The organism is Stenotrophomonas sp. SMYL89, assembly GCF_036319985.1.
Lineage (GTDB): Bacteria > Pseudomonadota > Gammaproteobacteria > Xanthomonadales > Xanthomonadaceae > Stenotrophomonas > Stenotrophomonas maltophilia_Q.
In genome coordinates this window covers 293,383-313,252 of sequence record NZ_JAWIRW010000003.1, presented here as the reverse complement: position 1 = coordinate 313,252, position 19,870 = coordinate 293,383, and the positions used below count along the sequence as shown (strand labels likewise).

Here is a 19,870-nt window from a genome sequence, read left to right as displayed (position 1 = left end):
GTCCCCTTGGGGAGTAGCCGGATTCCTTCGCAGGAATCGTCCACGTCAACATACTCGGCCAGTGCGCCGTGGCGTGGACAACCATGATGGTTGGCGAGACCAGCGGCCCGCGCGCGCAACGTCAGGTTGGGCGCGAGCGCGAGCCGTGCGTCCGTCCTTGCCCGACCTTCAGCAGCCGCCAATGTCCCCCATTTCGATCCTCCTGATCGGCTTTGCCATGTCCACCGATGCCTTCGCCGCGGCGATCGGCAAGGGTGCTGCCATGCGCAAGCCGGTGTTCCGCGATGCGCTGCGCGCCGGCATCATCTTCGGCGTCATCGAGGCGATCACGCCGATCATCGGCTGGTTGCTCGGCCGTGCCGCCCTGCAGTACGTCGAGGCCTTCGACCACTGGATCGCCTTCGGCCTGCTCGGCGCGCTGGGCATCCACATGATCTACAACGGCCTGCGTCCGGACAGTGCCGAGGAAGACGAAGACCCCTCGCAGCACCACGGCTTCTGGAAGCTGGCACTGACCGGTTTCGCCACCAGCATCGATGCGATGGCGGTGGGTATCGGCCTGGCCTTCATGGACGTGCATATCGGCGTGATGGCCGCGGTCATTGGCCTGTGCACGCTGACCATGGTCACCGTCGGCATCATGCTTGGCCGCGTACTGGGCAGCATGGTCGGCAAGCGTGCCGAGATCATCGGCGGCGTGATCCTGGTGATCATCGGCGCGACGATCCTGTACGAACACCTGCACGGTGTGGCGTAACACACGGACCTGTAGAGCCGAGCCCATGCTCGGCTGGCGTGCGAAGCAGCCGAGCGTGGGCTCGGCTCTACATTGCGGCAATGGCCGACATGCAGCGCAGCATTTCGCTGATGTGGAGATCGTCTGCTGCGTCATAGTCTTCCTGCATGGCCAGTCCCGCACTCCGTTATGGTCGTTGGTCGCATACCGGCAATGTCTATGCGATCACCACGGTGACGCGTGCGCGCCGTCCCTGGTTCAGTGACAAGGCCAACGTTGATCTGCTGATCGAAGCCCTGCGCACGGTAGAGCGGACGGGTCGAAGCTTCTCCCTCGCCTGGGTGATCATGCCGGATCACCTGCACTGGTTGATCGAGTTGCGTACCGGCACGCTCGCCGGCTGCATGCAGATCCTGAAGTCCAGGAGTGGACGATCCATCGCCAGGCGTGTTGATGCGAATGCACCGATCTGGCAGCCGGGGTACTACGACCATGCGTTGCGCAGGGATGAATGCCTGCGCACGCAGGCGGTGTATATCGCGGCCAATCCAGTACGCGCAGGGCTGGCCAACTGTCTCGGTGAATATCCCCACGCCTGGAGCAGGTGGCCTCTGCGGGACTAGTGTGGTCTTCAGACGAAGAGCAGCCGAGCGTGGGCTCGGCTCTACAAGGGCATCATGAGATGCCCATGCTCGGCTCCGCAGCCCGTCACGGTCAATCTTCTTCCGGCGGCAGCACAATGGCGTCGTCGTCGATGGCCAGCTTGCCGGCCATCAGCACGGCCTGGGTGCGGTTGGTCACGCCGAGCTTGCGCAGGATGGCGGTGACGTGGGCCTTGATCGTTGCTTCGGAGACGTTGAGGTCGTAGGCGATCTGCTTGTTCAAGCGGCCTGCGCCCAGCATCTGCAGCACGCGGAACTGCTGCGGGGTCAGCTCGCGCAGACGCTGCCCGACTTCGCGCTCCTCTCGCTCGGTCGGTGGCACGTTGTGCGCTTCCGGTGGTGCCCAGGTCTCGCCATCGAGGATGGTGCCCAGCGCATGGCCGATGGTGTCCGAGTCGGCCGACTTGGGAATGAAGCCCAGCGCGCCGTGGTCGAGCGCACGCCGCATCACCGTCGCTTCTTCGCGCGCGGAGACCACCACCACCGGCAGGTGCGGGTGCAGCGAGCGCATGTGCACCAGTGCGTTGAAGCCCTGCGCACCGGGCATGTTCAGGTCCATCAGGACCAGGTCGGCGTCGTTGTGCTGATCGGCCAGTGCATACAGCGCTTCCACGCTGTCGGCCTCGAACAACTGCACGCCAGGGATGACCCGCTGCACGGCGCCACGCAGGGCTTCGCGGAACAGCGGGTGGTCATCGGCAATCAGGAGGGTGGTCATGGGTCGAGCTTATCGATCAGGGAAAAGAGCGACGTGATGGCAGGTGCAGGACGGGTCGGACGCGGCCGGGTCCCTCCTCCCGGCCACGTCCCTGGCGCGTCCTGCGCCTGCAGTCACGCCATCAGCGCACCTTGCGCTCGTCCACCAGCGACGCCACCACCGACGGGTCGGCCAGGGTCGAGGTGTCGCCAAGCTGGTCGGGCGCGTTCTCGGCGATCTTGCGCAGGATGCGGCGCATGATCTTGCCCGAGCGGGTCTTCGGCAGGCCCGGCGCCCACTGCAGGTGGTCCGGCGTGGCGATCGGGCCGATTTCCTTGCGTACCCAGGCGACCAGTTCCTTCTGCAGTTCGTCGCTCGGCGCCTCTTCGGCCACCAGGGTCACGTAGGCATAGATGCCCTGGCCCTTCACGTCGTGCGGGAAACCGACCACGGCCGCCTCGGCCACCTTCGGGTGCGAGACCAGCGCGCTTTCCACTTCGGCGGTGCCGATGCGGTGGCCGGACACGTTGATCACGTCGTCAACGCGGCCGGTGATCCAGTAATAGCCGTCCTCGTCGCGGCGGCAACCGTCGCCGGTGAAGTAGCTGCCCGGGTAGGTGCGGAAATAGGTATCGATGAAGCGCTGGTGGTCGCCGTACACCGTGCGCATCTGGCCCGGCCAGGAGTCACGGATGATCAGGTTGCCCTCGGTCGGGCCGTCCTGGATCTCGCCATCAGCATTGACCAGCGCCGGCTGCACGCCGAAGAAGGGCAGGGTGGCCGAACCCGGCTTCAGATCCATCGCACCGGCCAGCGGCGAGATCAGGATGCCGCCGGTCTCGGTCTGCCACCAGGTATCGACGATCGGGCAACGGCTGTCGCCGACCACCTCGTAGTACCAGCGCCAGGCTTCCGGATTGATCGGCTCGCCCACGCTGCCGAGCAGGCGCAGCGAGGTGCGCGAGGTCTTCTTCACCGGCTCCTCGCCCTCGCGCATCAGCGCACGGATGGCGGTCGGGGCGGTGTAGAAGATGCTGACCTTGTGCTTGTCGATGACGTTCCAGAAGCGCGAGGTGTCCGGGTAGTTCGGCACGCCTTCGAACATCAGCGAGGTCGCGCCGTTGGCCAGCGGCCCGTACACGATGTAGCTGTGGCCGGTGACCCAGCCGACGTCGGCGGTGCACCAGTAGATGTCGTCCTCGCGCAGGTCGAACACCGCTTCATGGGTGTAGGCCGCGTACAGCAGGTAGCCGCCGGTGGTATGCAGCACGCCCTTCGGCTTGCCGGTGGAACCGGAGGTGTAGAGGATGAACAGCGGGTCTTCCGCGTTCATGCGTTCCGGCTCGCAGCTGGCCGGCTGGCTGTCCACCACATCATGGAACCAGCGGTCGCGCGGCGCCTGCATGTCCACCGCGCCGCCGGTGTGGCGCACCACCAGCACGGTTTCCACGGTATTGGTGCCGGGCAGCTTCAGCGCGGCATCGACGTTGGCCTTCAGCGGAATCCTGCGGCCACCGCGCAGGCCTTCGTCGGCGGTGATGATCAGCTTGCTCTGGCAGTCGCTGACGCGGTCGGCGATCGAGTTCGGCGCGAAGCCACCGAACACCACCGAGTGGATCGCACCGATGCGCGCGCAGGCCAGCATGGCCACGGCGGCGTCGACGATCATCGGCAGGTAGATGGTGACGCGGTCGCCCTTCCTGACCCCGAGGTTGCGCAGCGCATTGCCGAGGCGGCAGGTGCGCTCGTACAGCTCGCGATAGGTCACGTGCTGGGCGGGTGCATCCGGGCCGTCCGGCTCGAACAGCAGGGCGGTCTTGTCGCCGCGCTTCTCGAGCTGGCGATCCAGGCAGTTCACGCTGGCATTGAGCTCGCCATCCTCGAACCACTTGATGTGGAAGTCGGACAGGTCGTAGCTGACGTTCCTGATCTTCGTCGGCTTGCGCATCCACTCCAGCCGTTCGGCGGCCTTGCCCCAGAAACCATCCGGGTCGGTCACCGAAGCCTGGTACTGCTGTTGGTAGGACGTCTTGTCGATGCGTGCCTTGGCGGCGAACTGCGGATCGACGGGGTAGATATCAGCCATGGCACCCTCACTTGCACGTTGACTTTGTGTGTGCGGTCGCAGCATTGCGGCGACCGATCCCCCTCAGTTTGCCCCATCCACCCCCGGCCGCGTCACCACCCTGGTTAGACCATGGTCGAAAGTGAGCGCCCAGCAGGGCCGGGTTCGACCAATGGCGAATAGCCGCTATACATAATCGCCCCGCAGTCTCGGCTCGACCGTGCCCCACGCGCGGCATCACCTTGCCACTTGGGAGAGAGGGCAACATGAGCCACCGTACGTTGAAAGCCGTGCGCAAACCTTTGGCGGCCTGCCTGTTGGTCGCCCTGGTCGCACCGGGCATGGCGTTCGCAGAGACCGCCAAAGAGAAGGCACTGGAAGCACGCGTTGCCGAACTGGAACGCCAGGTCCAGCTGCTGCTGTCTTCGCAGCAACAACAACAGACCCAGATCAGCCAGACCCAGCAGGCGGTGACCGAAGTGCGCACGGTGCAGGCCGAGCAGAAGCCGGTCGCACAGGTGCCGGCCGGCAAGCAGCCGATCCAGGTCACCACCATCACCCCGGGCGCAGCGCCGGGTACCACGGTCAAGATCGGCGGCTTCATCAAGGCCGACTTCCTGGCCACCCAGACCAGCGATGGCCAGCTGGCCGACGACGCCACCGGCCGCTCGCTGTACCTGCCGGGCCAGACCCCGGTGGAAGGCGCCGGCGGCAGCGGCAAGCGTTCGGGCACCGACTTCAACGCCCACGCCAAGTTCTCGCGCTTCAACCTGGGCATCGACAACGTGAGCGAATCGGGCAACAAGGCCGGTGCGTTCTTCGAGATGGATTTCTTCGGCAATTCGCTGGGCAACCAGACCGCCACCAATACCTACGGTGTGACCCTGCGCCACGCCTACATGTACTGGAACAACTGGATGGCCGGCCAGACCTGGTCCAACTTCATGGACGCGGCCGCACTGCCCGAAGCGGTCGACTTCGTCGGTCCCACCGACGGCGTGATCTTCGTGCGCCAGGCCCAGGTGCGCTACACCCAGGGCGGCTTCAGCGTCGCGCTGGAAAACCCGGAAACCACCACCCTCACCGGTACCCGCAACCCGGTCACCGGCGCATGGACCAACGCCAGTGCCAACTCCGACCGTGGCAGCCTGCCCGATCTGACCATGCGCTATGGCTGGAAGGGTGATTGGGGCACCTTCGGTGTCGGCGGCATCGTCCGTCAGCTGAAGGTCGACAACCAGGCCACCGGCGCCAAGGCCGACAAGGTGGCTGGCGGCCTGACCCTGGGCGGCAAGTGGGTGATGGGTGACAGCGATTCGCTGCACTACCAGCTGACCGGCGGCGAAGGCATCGCCCGCTACATCGGCCTGGGCATCACCGCCGACAGTGCCTATGACGTGGCCCGCGACGAGCTCAACCCGACCGGCGTGCTTGCCGGCTACGTGGGCTGGCGGCATGCGTTCTCGCCGAAGCTGCGCACCAACCTGATCTACGCGCGCAGCGACTACGACAACGACAGCATTCTCGGCCCGCTGGTGACCAAGAGCGTGCAGAGCATCCGCGGCAACATCTTCTATTCGCCGCTGCCCAAGGTCGATATCGGCGCGGAGTTGATGTACGGCCGTCGCGAAGTGGAGAACGGCAACAAGGGTGATATCACCCGATTGCAGTTCACCACGAAGTACAGCTTCTAAGAGCGTGCCGGCCAACGGCCGGCACCTACCGAACTGAGTGCCGGCCAACGGTCGGCACCCACCGACCCAGGTCGGCACCTACAGAGGGAAAACGTCCCATGTCCAGCACTGCATCAAGCCCGCACAATCCAGCGGGCACCCTGACCAAGGGCCACAAGAAGGTCATCTTCGCCTCGAGCCTCGGCACGGTCTTCGAGTGGTATGACTTCTTCCTGTACGGCTCGCTCGCGGCCATCATCGCCAAGCAGTTCTTCAGTGGTGTCAACGAAACCACCGGCATGATCTTCGCCCTGCTGGCGTTCGCCGCCGGCTTCTTCGTGCGCCCGTTCGGCGCGGCGTTCTTCGGCAGCCTCGGCGACCGTATCGGCCGCAAGTACACGTTCCTGGTCACGATCCTGATCATGGGCATCTCGACCTTCCTGGTCGGCGTACTGCCCAACTACGCCACGATCGGCTTCGCGGCACCGGTGATCCTGATCGTGCTGCGCCTGGCCCAGGGCCTGGCGATGGGCGGCGAGTACGGCGGTGCCGCCACCTACGTGGCCGAGCATGCGCCGGATGACAAGCGCGGCCTGTACACCAGCTTCATCCAGTGCACCGCCACGCTCGGCCTGTTCATGTCGCTGCTGATCATCCTGGCCTGCCGCTACTTCCTCGGCAATGAAGCCTTCGAAGCCTGGGGCTGGCGCATCCCGTTCCTGGTCTCGATCCTGTTGCTGGGCGTGTCCGTGTGGATCCGTCTGCAGCTGAGCGAATCGCCGCTGTTCCAGCAGATGAAGTCCGAGGGCAAGGGTTCCAAGACCCCGTTCCGTGACAGCCTGAAGGGCGGCAACCTGAAGCTGATGCTGCTGGTCCTGCTCGGCGCTGCGGCCGGCCAGGCCGTGGTCTGGTACGGCGGCCAGTTCTACGCGCTGTTCTTCCTGAGCAGCATGCTGAAGGTCGACGCCACCACCTCCTACCTGCTGATTGCCGCGGCGCTGGCGCTGGGCGTGCCGTTCTTCATCTTCTTCGGCTGGCTGTCCGACCGCATCGGCCGCAAGAAGATCATCCTGGCCGGCTGCCTGCTGGCGGCCGTCACCTACATCCCGATCTTCAAGGGCCTGACCCACTTCGCCAACCCGGCCATCGAAGAAGCCCGCAGCAGTTCGCCGGCGCTGGTCGTGGCCGATCCGAACACCTGCTCGTTCCAGTTCGATCCGGTCGGCCTGCGCAAGTTCACCAGCTCCTGCGACGTGGCTACCGCCGCGCTGACCAAGGCCGGTGTGCCGTATGACGTGCAGCCCGCCGCCGCCGGTTCGCTGGCGATGGTGAACGTGGGCAGCGCCAGCGTCACCTCGTATGAAGCCGCTGGCCTGAGCAAGGAAGAAGGCAAGGCCAAGGCCGATGCGTTCGGTGCCGAACTGAAGACCGCGCTGACCACCGCCGGTTATCCGGCCAAGGCTGATGGCGCCCGCATCAACATCGCCGGCACCATCTTCATGCTGTGGCTGCTGGTGCTGTACGTGACCATGGTCTACGGCCCGATCGCTGCCTACCTGGTGGAACTGTTCCCGACCCGCATCCGCTACACCTCGATGTCGCTGCCGTACCACATCGGCAACGGCTGGTTCGGTGGCTTCCTGCCGGCGATCTCTTTCGCGCTGGTGGCCGGTACCGGCAACCTGTACTACGGCCTGTGGTACCCCATCATCATCGCGCTGATGTCGGTGGTGATCGGCGGCCTGTTCCTGCGCGAGACCAAGGACGTGGATATCACCAAGTAAGAATGATGTTCATCAGATGAAGGAGAGGCCGTGGTGCAGACCACGGCCTTTTCGTTTCCCTGTAGCGCCGAGCCATGCTCGGCGACCGTGCAACGCGCGGCACAAAGCTCCGCAGACGCGAACAGACAGCACTCAATGCCGTCATCGCGGTTGACAAGCATCCGAAGCCACAGCCCGTATCGCGCCCGGGGTCAGATCCCTTTCGCATGCGAAAGGGATCTGACTCAATCGCGGTAGTCAGTGCAAGTTAGAGCCTGGTGCAGTCGATCAACAGTAGGCTCTACCCGCCGTACAGCGCCCTTCTCTGCGAGGGAGTGACGTTAAAGATCCCCGCATCGATCAGCTTCTCGTAGTGGTCTCTGTTGCCTGGGCCTGGTGGGTCGCAGCGAAGCAGATTGTCGAGGGAACCATCGGGTGCATCCGAGGGACTCAGGCGGCCTGAGACATAGTCCTCTGCGGTGGGGCGCCCATCAGCAAGGATCAGCTCTGGAAGCGCCGAAGATACCCAGGCGCCAGCGTCATTGAACTGCCCTCCACAGAATTGCCCGGTCTGACGCGCGAACAGGCAGCCGCTTTGTGTGTCGATGAAACCGCAGTACTGCCTTTCATGCAGAGAACCGCGCCCATCCGTCAAGCCAACCTCCCCGGATTCCAAGTCAGTGACAAGCACATACCGACCGTCAGGGGACGTCGTCGGATCGGGGTCGTACTCGAACAGAGAGTACGAGCGCTTGCCGAGTGCCATGCGGCGCACCAGTTTGCCCTGCTTCATCACCGACAGGTTCCGGTAGCGACCGCTCTCCTCGCCGTCGTATCGCAGTGTGATGTTGCTGCCAGCGTGCACCCATCTCCCGCTGCCAGCCTTCGTATCCTCTGTTGAAGCCAGTGTTGCAAGCAGAGTTAAGATCAAGCTCAACAAGTTCATTCTCCAGGAAACCGTCATCTTCAGGCGGGAGCATGCGATGGGCATCAGGGGCTCGTGTTGGTCACTTCGGGACATTCACCTTCCTCCGCCAGCTGTCGCCTCGAGAACTCCTTGATGCACAACAAGCGCTGTTCACTCTCATCGCCTGCCTGCTCGATCTTTCTGCGCAACTGGTCGGCTTCCGGGCAGCGCGCAGCGCGAGCGACAACGAGGTTGCACACAGGAACAAACGGGAAGTACACGTCATGGCGTGGAACGTTCAGCTTCTCGTCCCAGGCCTTGAACGGGAAGAGCACATGTAACAACCCATCTGCCGCCTCATCTTCGTTTGGTCGCGTGAGGGCGACATCCGGCGCATCCCTGAGCAACGCCGTATAGGCGTCCAGGAAGCGACGGCCCCGACTCTCGTGCTCTGCTGGTGTCTTCGCCTGCCGCAAGGCGGTGTAGTACGGGAAGACGCTGTCTACATCGGGTCCGCCGCAGGTCACGCCGGACGAACGTGAGCTGTCTTTGACGGGGGGCTGTAGATAGCAGGTCGTACGTTCGAGTCTCTCTGCAAGTATCTCGAGCACCCTGCCAATACTGGCACCGGGTGTGGCATCGCCCTCGAGATCGCCGACGACGGTAGCCAGGGTGTCGCCTACCAACGGGATGTGTTCGTGCTCGGCGTTCAGGCCGACTTCCGCGACATCAATGGACTGCTCGCTGGCATCGGCAGTTCCGGCCATGAGAAGACATCCGGTCAGAAATGCAAATACGCGTCGCATCTACGCATGTTATTGGAGGTGGAACACTACCTTCAGCGCGCTGACGTCGTGCGGCAATGAAACAAGTACGAATCTACATATCAGCCCAGTATTTGATCGTACCGGTGCGGGATGACGTATCCAGCCAAACGGAAGACGGGGGCTTCTAGCAAGAACTGCCAACTTCTGACGCAAATGGCCCGAACTCCCTTTGTTCGTCAGTACGCCCCATAGCATGTGTGATTCATCGAATCGGATCGGGACATGCGCAGGGTACTTCTGGCAGCGATCATCACTGTCTCAGCGTCAGCGGCTGGCGCTGAAACGCATGTAGCTGCCGACGGTGCGACACCGCAGGGAAGCCTGCGAGTCGAGGAAAGATCGCCCGTGATCAAACAACTTTGCAAGACAGAGAAGGTCTGGCTGTCCTGGAACAACGCCGTACCAAACGCAACGCTGGTGACCTGCGATTGCAGTTGCACATCGCATGACAACTCAGGATGGCTTGTCGAGGCGCAACCGGAAGTCGACACCTATCGGGTACATCGCGTCTCTCTCGGCAAGGTTTTCAGTCCCACGGAGTTACGTCGGGCTGGTGCGCGGATTCAGGACATCGTCTCGTCGCATCCGTGGTGTTCAGCCGCCAAACCGAGCGTGCCGACGAATGCCGTGTTCGCGACGTTGGTGAAGCAGCCCACGGAATCGGGGGATGAGCCTTACTGCTTTACACCCCACTTCTTCGTAGGTGATCGGAATGTCCCCCTGAAGAGGATTCCAGTGTCGGGCGAACAGTTCTCCGACGCGCCCGCAGCAGAATCAGCACTGATCGCGCGGGAGGTCGAGATGCTGCGTGACTGGAGGCGGGAGTTTGCGCCTGAGTAGGGCATTGGTGCCCTCGGACAAGAAATGAGGGCTATACATTATGGAGTTTCAATGATGTTTGCTTTGAAGCGCGTGGCGCTGGCATTTCTTGCTGGCCCACCTCTGCTCTTGTCTGCCTACGCTGTGGATGCGAGTGCGATCTATGGCGTCAACCACACCCACTGGGCGATCAACCGGTTCAGTGTCGATGGTCGTTCAGCCGTTGACATCATTGGCCCATATCAAGGCGGGGGTGGAGGCTGCTGCTACGGTGCACCAGAGCGCTGGTATCCGGGGCTGACGGTGCGGGTTGACTGGGAAACGGGTGCAGGAAGCTCGATAGATTTTCCTGGGACAGAAGATTGGTCCAAAGTTCTGGCTTGGAGAGAAAAAATCCTGGCGCAGAAGCGCAGGCAAAGCAAAGTCGTCCCCGTCCCGGACTACACCGGCCAGGACGTCTGCGGCATCACCGTGCATTTCCTGCCCTGCGATGAGATTCAGGTCACCACCTCCTGTTACGCGTACAGCAGCCCCGAGTACCCGATCAAAATCCCGCTTGATTTGCCAGAACCTCATTCATGCCCGGCAGAACCTACCGACCAGAAGAAGGCGTAGTGATGGACGGGTTTGCATGCGAGGGTGAACGCATGCAAGGCGGTTGGGAGGTGTCCGAATGAGACCCCGTGCCAGGACGTGAAGGTTGGCATGCGAGCCAAGCACGGCTCGACCCTACAATCGGCCCATGACCACCATCGCCCCAGCCGACCTCCCCGCCATCCTGCACACCCTGCGCAGCGCCTGGCAGTCGCAGCGCCCTTCGCTCGACCAGCGCGAGAATGACCTGCACCGCCTGCGCGAGGCATTGAAGCCGCGCTTGGACGAAATGGCGCAGGCCATCGCCGAGGACTTCGGCCATCGCGCCCACGTTGAATCGAAACTGGCCGATGGGATGAGTGTGCTGTCGGCCATCGACCACCTGCGCCGCCACCTGCGGCGCTGGTCGAAGCCGCAGCGCGTCGGTGCCGGTTGGCGGCTGTGGCCGGCGCGCGCGCAGCTGCGGCCGACGCCGCTGGGCGTGGTCGGGGTGATCTCGCCCTGGAACTACCCGGTCACGCTGGCACTAGTGCCGCTGGCCACCGCGATTGCCGCCGGCAACCACGTGCTGCTGAAGCCTTCCGAACACACGCCACGCACAAGTGCGTTCCTGGCCGATCTGCTGGCCAGCGTGTTTCCGCCTGACCGCGTGGCGGTGGTGCAGGGTGGGGCGGATGTAGCCGCAGCAGTCTCCTCGCTGCCGCTGGACCATCTGCTGTTCACCGGCTCGACGGCCGTTGGCCGCAAGGTGATGGCCGCCGCCGCCGAGCATCTGGTGCCGGTCACGCTGGAACTGGGCGGCAAGTCGCCGGCCATCATCTGCCGCGATTTCCCGCTGGACAAGGCGGCCGCGCGGCTGGCTACCGGCAAGTGGTTCAACGCCGGGCAGACCTGCATCGCGCCGGATTACGTGCTGATCGATACCGTGCGCCAGCGCGAGTTCGTGCAGGCGCTGCAGCAGCAGGTGCGCGAGCGCTATGGCGACTTCAGCGGTGCCGACGATTACACCCGCATCATCAACGACGGCCAGTACCGGCGCCTGCAGGGCTATCTGGCGCAGGCGCGCGAACGCGGCGTGCCGGTCATTCCGCTGGCGCAGGTGGACGAGGCGCGCGCCGACCGCGAGCGTCTGCTGGTGCCAACCGTGGTGCTGGACCCGCCGGACGACCTGGACCTGATGCGCGAGGAGATCTTTGGGCCGATCCTGCCGGTGCGGGCCTATCCGGATCTGGAGGCGGCGCTGGCCGACGTGTTGTCCCGTGACCGGCCGCTGGCGCTGTATCCCTTCAGCCACGACACGGCGACGGTGGAGCGCATCCTCGGCCAGGTGGTGGCCGGCGGGGTGACGGTGAACGACACGCTGCTGCACTTCGCCGCCGACGGCCTGCCGTTTGGCGGGGTAGGGGCCAGCGGCATGGGCGCGTACCACGGCCGGGCCGGGTTCGACGCGATGAGCAAGCGGCTGCCGGTGCTGTGGCAGTCACGCTGGGCGGCCAGCGACCGGCTGCGGCCGCCGTATTCGAAGATTGCAGGGTTGTTGAAGCTGCTGCTGCGGTGAACCCAGGCAGGGCGTGGCTCTACTGAATCAGGGCCCGATGCTTCTGTAGAGCCGAGCCCACGCTCGGCTGCTGTTGGCTGGGTGCCCGATCAATGCAGCCGAGCATGGGCTCGGCTCTACACGGGAATCCAGGCCGAGCCCAGCCCCGCCCACCCGGGTAGAATGCCCCCATGAAGATCGCCTCGTGGAACGTCAATTCGCTCAATGTCCGCCTGCCGCACCTGGAGCAGTGGCTCAAGGAGTTCGGCCCGGACATCGTCGGTATCCAGGAAACCAAGCTGGAGGACCACAAGTTCCCCGACTCTGCGCTGATCGCCGCCGGCTACCGCAGCGTGTTCGCCGGCCAGAAGACCTACAACGGCGTGGCACTGCTGTCGCGTGAGCCGGCGCAGGACGTGCAGATCGGCATTCCCGGCTTCGAGGACGAACAGAAGCGCGTCATTGCCGGTACCTTCGGCGACCTGCGGGTGATCAACCTGTACGTGGTCAACGGCCAGGACATCGGCACCGACAAGTATGACTACAAGCTGCGCTGGCTCGAGGCAGTGCATGCCTGGATCGCCGAAGAACTGCAGCGGCACCCGAAGCTGATCGTGATGGGCGACTTCAACATCGCCCCGGACGCGCGCGACGTGCACGATCCGGAGGTGTGGAACGACAACCACATCCTGACCTCCACCGCCGAGCGCGGCGCGCTCAACAAGCTGCTGCAGCTGGGCCTGCACGATGGCTTCCGCCTGCACAACGACGAAGCCGGTGTGTTCAGCTGGTGGGATTACCGCGCGGCCGGCTTCCGCCGCAACCTGGGCCTGCGCATCGACCTGACCCTGGTCTCCGATGCGCTGAAGGGCAGCGCGGTGGCCTCGGGCATCGACCGCGAGCCGCGCACCTGGGAACGCCCGAGCGACCATGCGCCGGCGTGGGTGCAGCTGGGTTGAGGTAGCGCCGGGCCATGCCCGGCGAGCACAGCGGCGGCAGGTAGACGCCGGGCATGGCCCGGCGCTACCCCTCAGATCACCGTATGCTCTTGCGGGTGAACAGGTTGACGATCGCCAGCAGGATGACCGCACCGATCAGCGAGAACAGGAAGGTGCGGAGGGTGATCGCTTCGTTGATGCCGCCGCCGAACAGCCAGCCGGAAATCAGCGCGCCGACGATGCCGACCACGATATTGAGGATGATGCCCTGCTGGGCGTCGCGCTTCATGATGATGCTGGCCAGCCAGCCTACGATGCCGCCGACGATCAGCCAGATGATGATGCCCATGATCGAACCTCCGGTGGGGAACTGTGACCAGTTGACGCGCACGGCCGTGAACCCGTCGTGCAATTGCGTGATGGGCGCGTGCGGATGAGCCTGCCAGCCACCCTCGACGGCCCGTGGCGCTTCGGTCCGGTGACGGTCTGGCGCTGCCCGCACGTGCCGGGTCACCGCGGTGAACCGCAGGCGCGGCAGGTGCTGGCGCAGGCATTGGGTGCCGACCCCGAGACGCTGCCGCTGGTCCGCGATGACAAGGGCCGGCCGGAACTGAGCGGCGCACTGGCGCACTACGGCACCGGCTGGAGCCACAGCGGCGAGGTGCTGCTGGTCGCGCTGGGTGAAGGCGTGCGGTTGGGCGTGGACCTGGAACTGCTGCGGCCGCGCGCGCGGCTGCTGGAAATCGTGCAGCGCTTCTTCCACCCCGCCGAGGTGGCCTGGCTGGAGAGCCTGGACGAGGCCGGCCGCGAGCACTGGTTCTTCCGCGTGTGGTGCGCCAAGGAAGCGATGCTGAAAGCGCACGGGCAGGGCATCTCGTTCGGCCTGCACCGCCTGCAGCTGGCGCCAGGGGCCGATGGCACCCTGCACCTGCGCTGGTGCGACCCGGAACTGGGCGAGGCCGCGCGCTGGCATCTACATGAGTGGCAGGCCACCGGGCAGTTCCGCGCCGCATTGGCCTGGTATCCGCACTGAAGCGGGGAATCGGCGTGCAAAACCGGCGATAATGCCGGCATGAGCGAACACCCACTTCCCGCCAGCGTGGCCGCCACGCTGGAACAGGGCCTGGCCAGCATGGGCCTGGACGCCGCACTGGCGCCGCCGCTGCTGCGCTATCTGGCCCTGCTGCACCGCTGGAACGGCACCTACAACCTCACCGCCATCCGCGATCCGCAGGAGATGGTCACCCGCCACCTGCTCGATTCGCTGGCGATGCAGCCGTTCGTGGCCGATGGCAGCCTGGCCGACCTCGGTACCGGCCCCGGGCTGCCCGGCATCCCGCTGGCGATCGCCTGCCCGGGCCTGCAGGTCACCCTGGTCGAGAGCAACGGCAAGAAGGCGCGCTTCATGCGCGAAGCCGTGCGCCAGCTCGGCCTGGACAACGCCCGCGTGGCCGAATCGCGCGCCGAGGCCCTGGACGAGGCCGGTCGCTACGACCAGCTGACCGCGCGCGCGATGGACACCCTGGCCGGCATCGTCCGTGTCGGTGGCCATCTGCTGCGCCCCGGTGGCGTACTGCTGGCCATGAAGGGCGTCTATCCCCATGAGGAGATCGCGGAGCTGCCGGCTGGCTGGCAGGTGCGCGAGGTGACCCCGCTGAGCGTGCCCGGCCTGGCCGGCGAACGCCACCTGGTCACTGTTACAGGCCCCTGATTGCCATCGCCAGCCCCTTGTGGAACAAGAGGTTGGCGATTCACGATTTCCGCCCGGGGCCGGTTGTACGCATAATGACCGGTCCCAACCATCCGTCGACGAGGCACACCTGCATGGCCCGCATCATCGCCATCGCCAACCAGAAGGGTGGCGTCGGCAAGACCACGACCGCCGTCAACCTGGCCGCTTCCCTGGCCAACGCCCCCAAGCGCGTGCTGCTGGTCGACCTGGACTCGCAGGGCAACGCGACCATGGGCAGCGGCGTGGACAAGCGTGAGCTGGCCGCTTCCACCTGTGATCTGCTGCTGGGCGAGAACAGCGCCGCCGATGTGCGCGTGCAGACTGCCGAAGGCTACGACCTGCTGCCGGGCAACATCGACCTGACCGCCGCCGAAATCCAGCTGATGGGCCAGAGCGAGCGCGAGCAGCGCCTGAAGCGCGCGCTGGCGCCGATCCGCGACGAATACGACTACATCCTGATCGACTGCCCGCCGGCGCTGTCGCTGCTGACGCTCAACGCGCTGGCCGCCGCCGATTCGGTGATCGTGCCGATGCAGTGCGAGTACTACGCACTGGAAGGCCTGAGCGCGCTGGTGGAAACCATCGAAGCGCTGCGTACCAGCCTGAACCCGGCGCTGGAGATCGAAGGCGTGCTGCGCACCATGTTCGATGTGCGCAACAACCTGGCCAACGCGGTGTCGGCCGAGCTCACCGAGCACTTCGGCGACCGCGTGTTCCGCACCATCGTGCCGCGCAACGTGCGCCTGGCCGAAGCGCCCAGCCATGGCCAGAGCATCGTCGGCTATGACCGCGCCTCGCGCGGTGGCGTCGCCTACCTGGGCCTGGCCGGCGAGATCATCCGCCGCAACAACGAACGCAACAAGGCCGCCAAGGCCGTGGAGACCGTCTGATGACCAGCAGCAAGCCGGCAGCCAAGAAGCGAGGCCTCGGCCGTGGCCTGGATGCGCTGCTGGGTCCCAAGGGGGCGGTCAGCCAGGTGCAGGCCACCACCGCGGTGATCGAGCCGCTGCCGGGCGAAGTGCTGCGCAAGCTGGCCGTGGGCCAGCTGCAGCCGGGCAAGTACCAGCCGCGCCGCGAGATGGACGAGGGCAAGCTGTCCGAGCTGGCCGACTCGATCAAGTCGCAGGGTGTGATCCAGCCGATCCTGGTGCGCCAGCTGCCGGCGGGCAACTACGAAATCGTTGCCGGTGAGCGCCGCTGGCGCGCCTCGCAGCTGGCCGGGCTGGACGAAGTGCCGGTGGTGGTGCGCGAGCTGGAAGACCGCACCGTCATCGCGATGGCGCTGATCGAGAACATCCAGCGCGAAGACCTCAACCCGCTGGAAGAAGCCGAGGCGCTGCAGCGCCTGATCAGCGAATTCACCCTGACCCATGCCGAGGCCGCCGAGGCCGTCGGCCGCTCGCGCGCGGCGGTGTCCAACCTGCTGCGCCTGCTGGAGCTGCCGGTGGCGATCCGCCTGCTGCTGGAAACCCGCCGCCTGGAAATGGGCCATGCCCGCGCGCTGCTGACCCTGGCCCCCGAGCTGGCCGGCAAGCTGGCACAGGAAGCGGCCGATGAAGGCTGGTCGGTGCGCGAGGTCGAGCGCCGTGCGCAGGCCTTCGCCGCCGGCAAGGTGCCGAGCAACCGCCCGGTCGCCACGCCGAAGGTGCAGCAGGCCGACATCGCCTCGCTGGAAACCGAGCTGTCCGAAGCGCTGGGCGCCAAGGTGGCGATCAGCCACGGCCGGGGCGGCAAGGGCAAGCTGATCATCCACTACACCGACCTGGATACCCTGGACGGCGTGCTGGAAAAGCTGCGTACGCGCCAGGGCTGAGCCCGGCGCAGCGCCAGGGGATGCGGCCTGTTCCTGCCGTGTCCTGCAGATGACAGGGAACGCACCGCCGCGCACACCGGGGGATGCATCGCTCTCCGGTCCGTGGCCTCATCCAGGGAGCAGGACATGAGCAACACATTCGACGACGTCAGCCCGGGCGGCAGCCCGATCATGGTGCACAGCCGCCAGAAGGACTTCACCCCGCCACAGGGCGAAGCACACATCGAGGCGATCAGCGCCCACATCGAGCGCCATCTCGGCCCGGTTTCCGGTGTCTTCCACGAAATCATCTCCGACCTGGTGCACATCGACGTGCATGTGGTGCCGGCCAATGACCAGTTCCCGTACCTGCGCCTGGTCACCTCCGGCATGAGCGACCTGCCGATGACCGTGCCAGCGGAAGTGGATGCGGACGTGCCGCGCTACATGGAGCTGATGGTGACCCTGCCGGCCGACTGGCCGATCTCCCAGGACGCCTTCGAGGACGAGCGCAACTACTGGCCGGTGCGCCTTCTGAAGGGCATGGCGCGGCTGCCGCACGAGTACGACACCTGGCTGGGCTTCGGCCACACCATTCCCAACGGCCATCCCAGCGAGCCCTATGCGCCGGGGGTGGGCTTCGACGGTGCCATCGTGTTGCCGCCGGTGACCACCCCGGAGGACTTCGCCACGCTGCAACTGGACGATGGCAAGATCATCAGCTTCATGACCCTGGTTCCGCTGTATCCGGAAGAGATGGATCTGAAGCTGAAGAAGGGCGCCGAGGCGCTGCTCGACCGCTTCGATGCGAAGAAGATCCAGGACGTGATCGAACCCGGCCGCGCCAATGTGGCCAAGAAGCGTTTCGGGCTGTTCTGAGCCCGCAGCGTATCCTCTGCACCTGTACTCATTGATTTCCAGGCAACTGCAATGACCATCCTGCTCACCGGCGCTGCCGGCTTCATCGGTGCCTATACCGCCCGCGCGCTGCTGGAGGCGGGCCAGCCGGTGGTCGGCCTGGACAACTTCAACGACTACTACGACCCGCAGATCAAGCGCGACCGCGTCGCCGCGCTGTGCCCGGCGCTGGACCTGCGCACGCTGGACCTGACCGACCGCGACGGCCTGGCCGCGCTGTTCGATCAAGTGCAGCCGACCGCAGTGATCCACCTGGCCGCGCAGGCCGGCGTGCGCTATTCGCTGGAAAACCCGCAGGCCTACATTGACAGCAACCTGGTCGGCTTCGTCAACATGCTGGAACTGTGCCGTCATCGCGGCGTGCAGCACCTGGTGTATGCCTCCAGCAGTTCGGTGTACGGCGATTCGGCCACGCCGCCGTTCTCCGAAGACCAGCGCGTGGACCAGCCGCGCTCGCTGTACGCGGCGACCAAGGCGGCCAATGAGCTGATGGCCTACACCTACGCGCAGCTGTACGGCCTGCATGCCACCGGCCTGCGCTTCTTCACCGTGTATGGCCCGTGGGGCCGGCCGGACATGGCACCGCTGCTGTTCTCGCGCGCGGTGCTGGCCGGGCGCCCCATCGACGTGTTCAACGAAGGCCGCATGCAGCGCGATTTCACACATGTCTCCGACATTGTGTCCGGTATCCTCGGCGCCCTCGCGCAACCGGCCGACGGCCCGGTGCCGCACCGGGTGTTCAACCTCGGCAACCATACGCCGGTCGAGCTGGAGCGCTTCATCAGCGTCATCGAGCAGGCCGCCGGCCGCCCCGCGCAGAAGGTCTACAAGCCCATGCAGCCCGGCGACATGGTGCGCACGATGGCCGATACCCGGCGCGCACATGACGCTTTCGGCTTCGATGCGGTGACCCCGATCGAAGAAGGCCTGCCGCCTGTGGTGCAGTGGTGCCGCGAGTATTTTGGCGATCGCGCCTGAGGATGGATCCTCACGCCACGGGGTTCATCTTCGGATAACCTCGGTTTCGGAGAATGCGCGCTCTTTGTCCCCCCTTGGCCGAGTGCCTTATGAGCCAACCCGAGCTTTCCGTTGTCGTTCCAGTGTTCAACGAGCGTGACAACGTCGCCCCGCTGGTCGCTGAAATCACCGCCGCGCTGCGCGGCCGGCTGCCGTTCGAGATCGTCTACATCGACGACCACTCGCGCGATGACACCCTGGCCGTGCTGCAGGGTCTGAAGGCGACCACGCCGGAACTGCGGGTGCTGCACCACGTGAACCAGAGCGGGCAGAGCACCGCCGTGCGCACCGGCGTCAAGCACGCGCGCGCACCGTGGATCGCCACCCTCGATGGTGACGGCCAGAACGATCCGGCCGATATTCCCAAGCTGCTGGCCGCGCGCGATGCCGCCGAGGCCCAGGTGAAGCTGTTCGCCGGCTGGCGCGTCAACCGCCAGGACAGCGGCAGCAAGCGCTGGGCCAGCCGCTGGGCCAACGCCATCCGCGCGCGCATGCTGCGCGACGATACCCCCGATACCGGCTGCGGCATCAAGCTGTTCGAGCGCAGCGCGTTCCTCGACCTGCCGTACTTCGACCACATGCACCGCTACCTGCCGGCGCTGATGCAGCGCGCCGGCTGGAAGACCACCAGCGTGCCGGTCAACCACCGTCACCGCACCGCAGGCGTGTCCAAGTACAACAACCTCGGTCGCGCGCTGGTCGGCATCCGCGACCTGCGCGGCGTGGCGTGGCTGATCACCCGCAGCAAGCGCACCGCGGTGGAGGAGCGTTGATGGATCTGGAGCTGCACTGGCTGGACCAGCCGTTGACCTGGCTGTACTGGACCGGCCTGCATGTGACCGGCTGGAAGCTGATCGGTTATACCGGCGCGCTGATGTTCGGCGGCCGCTGGCTGGTCCAGTTCATTGCCTCCAAGCGCGCCGGCAAGCCGGTCATCCCGCGCCTGTTCTGGTACATGAGCGTGATCGGCAGCCTGATGACGCTGAGCTATTTCCTGTTCTCGGCCAAGCAGGACTCGGTAGGCGTGCTGCAGAACCTGTTCCCGGCGTTCACCGCGCTGTACAGCCTGCACCTGGACATCAAGCACCGCGGCTGGAAACGCGACAAAGCCGGCCATTGAGGCTGCGCCGGGACGCGGTCTGCTGTGGGTAGAGTCGACTGTCAGTCGACTTTCGCGCGGAGCGCGGGCTTTG

The 19,870-nt window shown here is 65.4% G+C and carries 21 protein-coding genes and 1 riboswitch; of the genes, 16 read left to right on the top strand and 5 right to left on the bottom strand.

From position 1 onward, the window contains the following. Positions 1-2 precede the first annotated feature (2 nt). Positions 3-171: riboswitch (yybP-ykoY riboswitch) on the top strand. Between the two features lie 10 nt (positions 172-181). Beyond that, positions 182-757, top strand: a complete 576-nt coding sequence (locus V3B41_RS05920; RefSeq protein ID WP_049432085.1) for a manganese efflux pump MntP family protein — start codon at positions 182-184, stop codon at positions 755-757. Between the two features lie 146 nt (positions 758-903). After that, entirely contained in the window at positions 904-1,359 is a 456-nt protein-coding gene (locus tag V3B41_RS05915) for a transposase (RefSeq protein WP_049432088.1), read from the top strand. 91 nt (positions 1,360-1,450) lie between these two features. On the opposite strand, the gene V3B41_RS05910 is transcribed toward V3B41_RS05915, so the two are convergent. After that, positions 1,451-2,116 carry a response regulator transcription factor gene (locus V3B41_RS05910; protein WP_005411662.1) on the bottom strand — a complete coding sequence of 222 codons (666 nt, stop codon included), beginning with the start codon at positions 2,114-2,116 and terminating at the stop codon, positions 1,451-1,453. A gap of 121 nt (positions 2,117-2,237) precedes the next feature. Further along, entirely contained in the window at positions 2,238-4,181 is a 1,944-nt protein-coding gene (acs, locus tag V3B41_RS05905; protein ID WP_049432091.1) for an acetate--CoA ligase, read from the bottom strand. A gap of 245 nt (positions 4,182-4,426) precedes the next feature. Here acs and V3B41_RS05900 point away from each other — a divergent pair, with 245 nt between their 5' ends. Next, on the top strand, positions 4,427-5,854 hold the full coding sequence (locus V3B41_RS05900; RefSeq protein WP_197650791.1) for a DcaP family trimeric outer membrane transporter: 1,428 nt from the start codon (positions 4,427-4,429) through the stop codon (positions 5,852-5,854). Positions 5,855-5,952: 98 nt separating this feature from the next. Next, positions 5,953-7,617, top strand: coding sequence for an MFS transporter (locus V3B41_RS05895; protein WP_197620784.1), 1,665 nt, complete (start codon positions 5,953-5,955; stop codon positions 7,615-7,617). A gap of 280 nt (positions 7,618-7,897) precedes the next feature. On the opposite strand, the gene V3B41_RS05890 is transcribed toward V3B41_RS05895, so the two are convergent. Further along, complete coding sequence (locus tag V3B41_RS05890) at positions 7,898-8,587, bottom strand: hypothetical protein (RefSeq protein ID WP_329860416.1); 690 nt, start codon at positions 8,585-8,587, stop codon at positions 7,898-7,900. Beyond that, on the bottom strand, positions 8,587-9,270 hold the full coding sequence (locus V3B41_RS05885) for a hypothetical protein (protein WP_329860414.1): 684 nt from the start codon (positions 9,268-9,270) through the stop codon (positions 8,587-8,589). Before V3B41_RS05885 ends, V3B41_RS05890 begins: the two co-directional genes overlap by 1 nt. A 405-nt stretch (positions 9,271-9,675) precedes the next feature. Here V3B41_RS05885 and V3B41_RS05880 point away from each other — a divergent pair, with 405 nt between their 5' ends. The 4 genes from V3B41_RS05880 (at position 9,676) to xth (ending at position 13,239) form a co-directional block, all read left to right on the top strand. Then, positions 9,676-10,170: a hypothetical protein gene (locus V3B41_RS05880; RefSeq protein ID WP_152906616.1), complete on the top strand. Its 495-nt coding sequence runs from the start codon at positions 9,676-9,678 to the stop codon at positions 10,168-10,170. Between the two features lie 54 nt (positions 10,171-10,224). Then, positions 10,225-10,764 (top strand): DUF3304 domain-containing protein, encoded by a 540-nt coding sequence (locus V3B41_RS05875; protein WP_329860412.1) that lies wholly within the window; start codon positions 10,225-10,227, stop codon positions 10,762-10,764. A 127-nt stretch (positions 10,765-10,891) separates the two neighbouring features. After that, positions 10,892-12,301, top strand: coding sequence for a coniferyl aldehyde dehydrogenase (locus V3B41_RS05870; RefSeq protein ID WP_329860410.1), 1,410 nt, complete (start codon positions 10,892-10,894; stop codon positions 12,299-12,301). A 170-nt stretch (positions 12,302-12,471) separates the two neighbouring features. After that, positions 12,472-13,239: an exodeoxyribonuclease III gene (gene xth, locus V3B41_RS05865; protein WP_197620787.1), complete on the top strand. Its 768-nt coding sequence runs from the start codon at positions 12,472-12,474 to the stop codon at positions 13,237-13,239. Positions 13,240-13,315: 76 nt separating this feature from the next. Here the strand turns inward: xth and V3B41_RS05860 are convergent, their stop codons facing one another. Then, positions 13,316-13,567 carry a GlsB/YeaQ/YmgE family stress response membrane protein gene (locus V3B41_RS05860; RefSeq protein WP_014648887.1) on the bottom strand — a complete coding sequence of 84 codons (252 nt, stop codon included), beginning with the start codon at positions 13,565-13,567 and terminating at the stop codon, positions 13,316-13,318. An 84-nt stretch (positions 13,568-13,651) separates the two neighbouring features. On the opposite strand from V3B41_RS05860, the gene V3B41_RS05855 reads away from it, so the two are divergent. The 8 genes from V3B41_RS05855 to V3B41_RS05820 all read left to right on the top strand — a co-directional run bounded on the left by V3B41_RS05855 (position 13,652) and on the right by V3B41_RS05820 (position 19,797). Next, positions 13,652-14,251: a 4'-phosphopantetheinyl transferase superfamily protein gene (locus V3B41_RS05855; RefSeq protein WP_329860447.1), complete on the top strand. Its 600-nt coding sequence runs from the start codon at positions 13,652-13,654 to the stop codon at positions 14,249-14,251. Between the two features lie 39 nt (positions 14,252-14,290). Further along, positions 14,291-14,929, top strand: coding sequence for a 16S rRNA (guanine(527)-N(7))-methyltransferase RsmG (rsmG, locus tag V3B41_RS05850; RefSeq protein WP_197619325.1), 639 nt, complete (start codon positions 14,291-14,293; stop codon positions 14,927-14,929). A 113-nt stretch (positions 14,930-15,042) separates the two neighbouring features. Continuing rightward, positions 15,043-15,840, top strand: a complete 798-nt coding sequence (locus tag V3B41_RS05845) for a ParA family protein (RefSeq protein ID WP_005411653.1) — start codon at positions 15,043-15,045, stop codon at positions 15,838-15,840. Further along, positions 15,840-16,763, top strand: coding sequence for a ParB/RepB/Spo0J family partition protein (locus V3B41_RS05840; RefSeq protein ID WP_019338308.1), 924 nt, complete (start codon positions 15,840-15,842; stop codon positions 16,761-16,763). Before V3B41_RS05845 ends, V3B41_RS05840 begins: the two co-directional genes overlap by 1 nt. A gap of 126 nt (positions 16,764-16,889) precedes the next feature. Next, positions 16,890-17,621 carry a suppressor of fused domain protein gene (locus V3B41_RS05835; protein WP_329860406.1) on the top strand — a complete coding sequence of 244 codons (732 nt, stop codon included), beginning with the start codon at positions 16,890-16,892 and terminating at the stop codon, positions 17,619-17,621. Positions 17,622-17,672: 51 nt separating this feature from the next. After that, the gene (locus tag V3B41_RS05830; RefSeq protein ID WP_329860404.1) at positions 17,673-18,638 is read left to right on the top strand and encodes an NAD-dependent epimerase/dehydratase family protein; all 966 of its coding nucleotides are present in this window, start codon (positions 17,673-17,675) and stop codon (positions 18,636-18,638) included. 89 nt (positions 18,639-18,727) lie between these two features. Continuing rightward, positions 18,728-19,450 carry a glycosyltransferase family 2 protein gene (locus tag V3B41_RS05825; protein WP_049443806.1) on the top strand — a complete coding sequence of 241 codons (723 nt, stop codon included), beginning with the start codon at positions 18,728-18,730 and terminating at the stop codon, positions 19,448-19,450. Continuing rightward, entirely contained in the window at positions 19,450-19,797 is a 348-nt protein-coding gene (locus tag V3B41_RS05820; RefSeq protein ID WP_197632582.1) for a lipid-A-disaccharide synthase N-terminal domain-containing protein, read from the top strand. Before V3B41_RS05825 ends, V3B41_RS05820 begins: the two co-directional genes overlap by 1 nt. Positions 19,798-19,870: the final 73 nt, after the last annotated feature.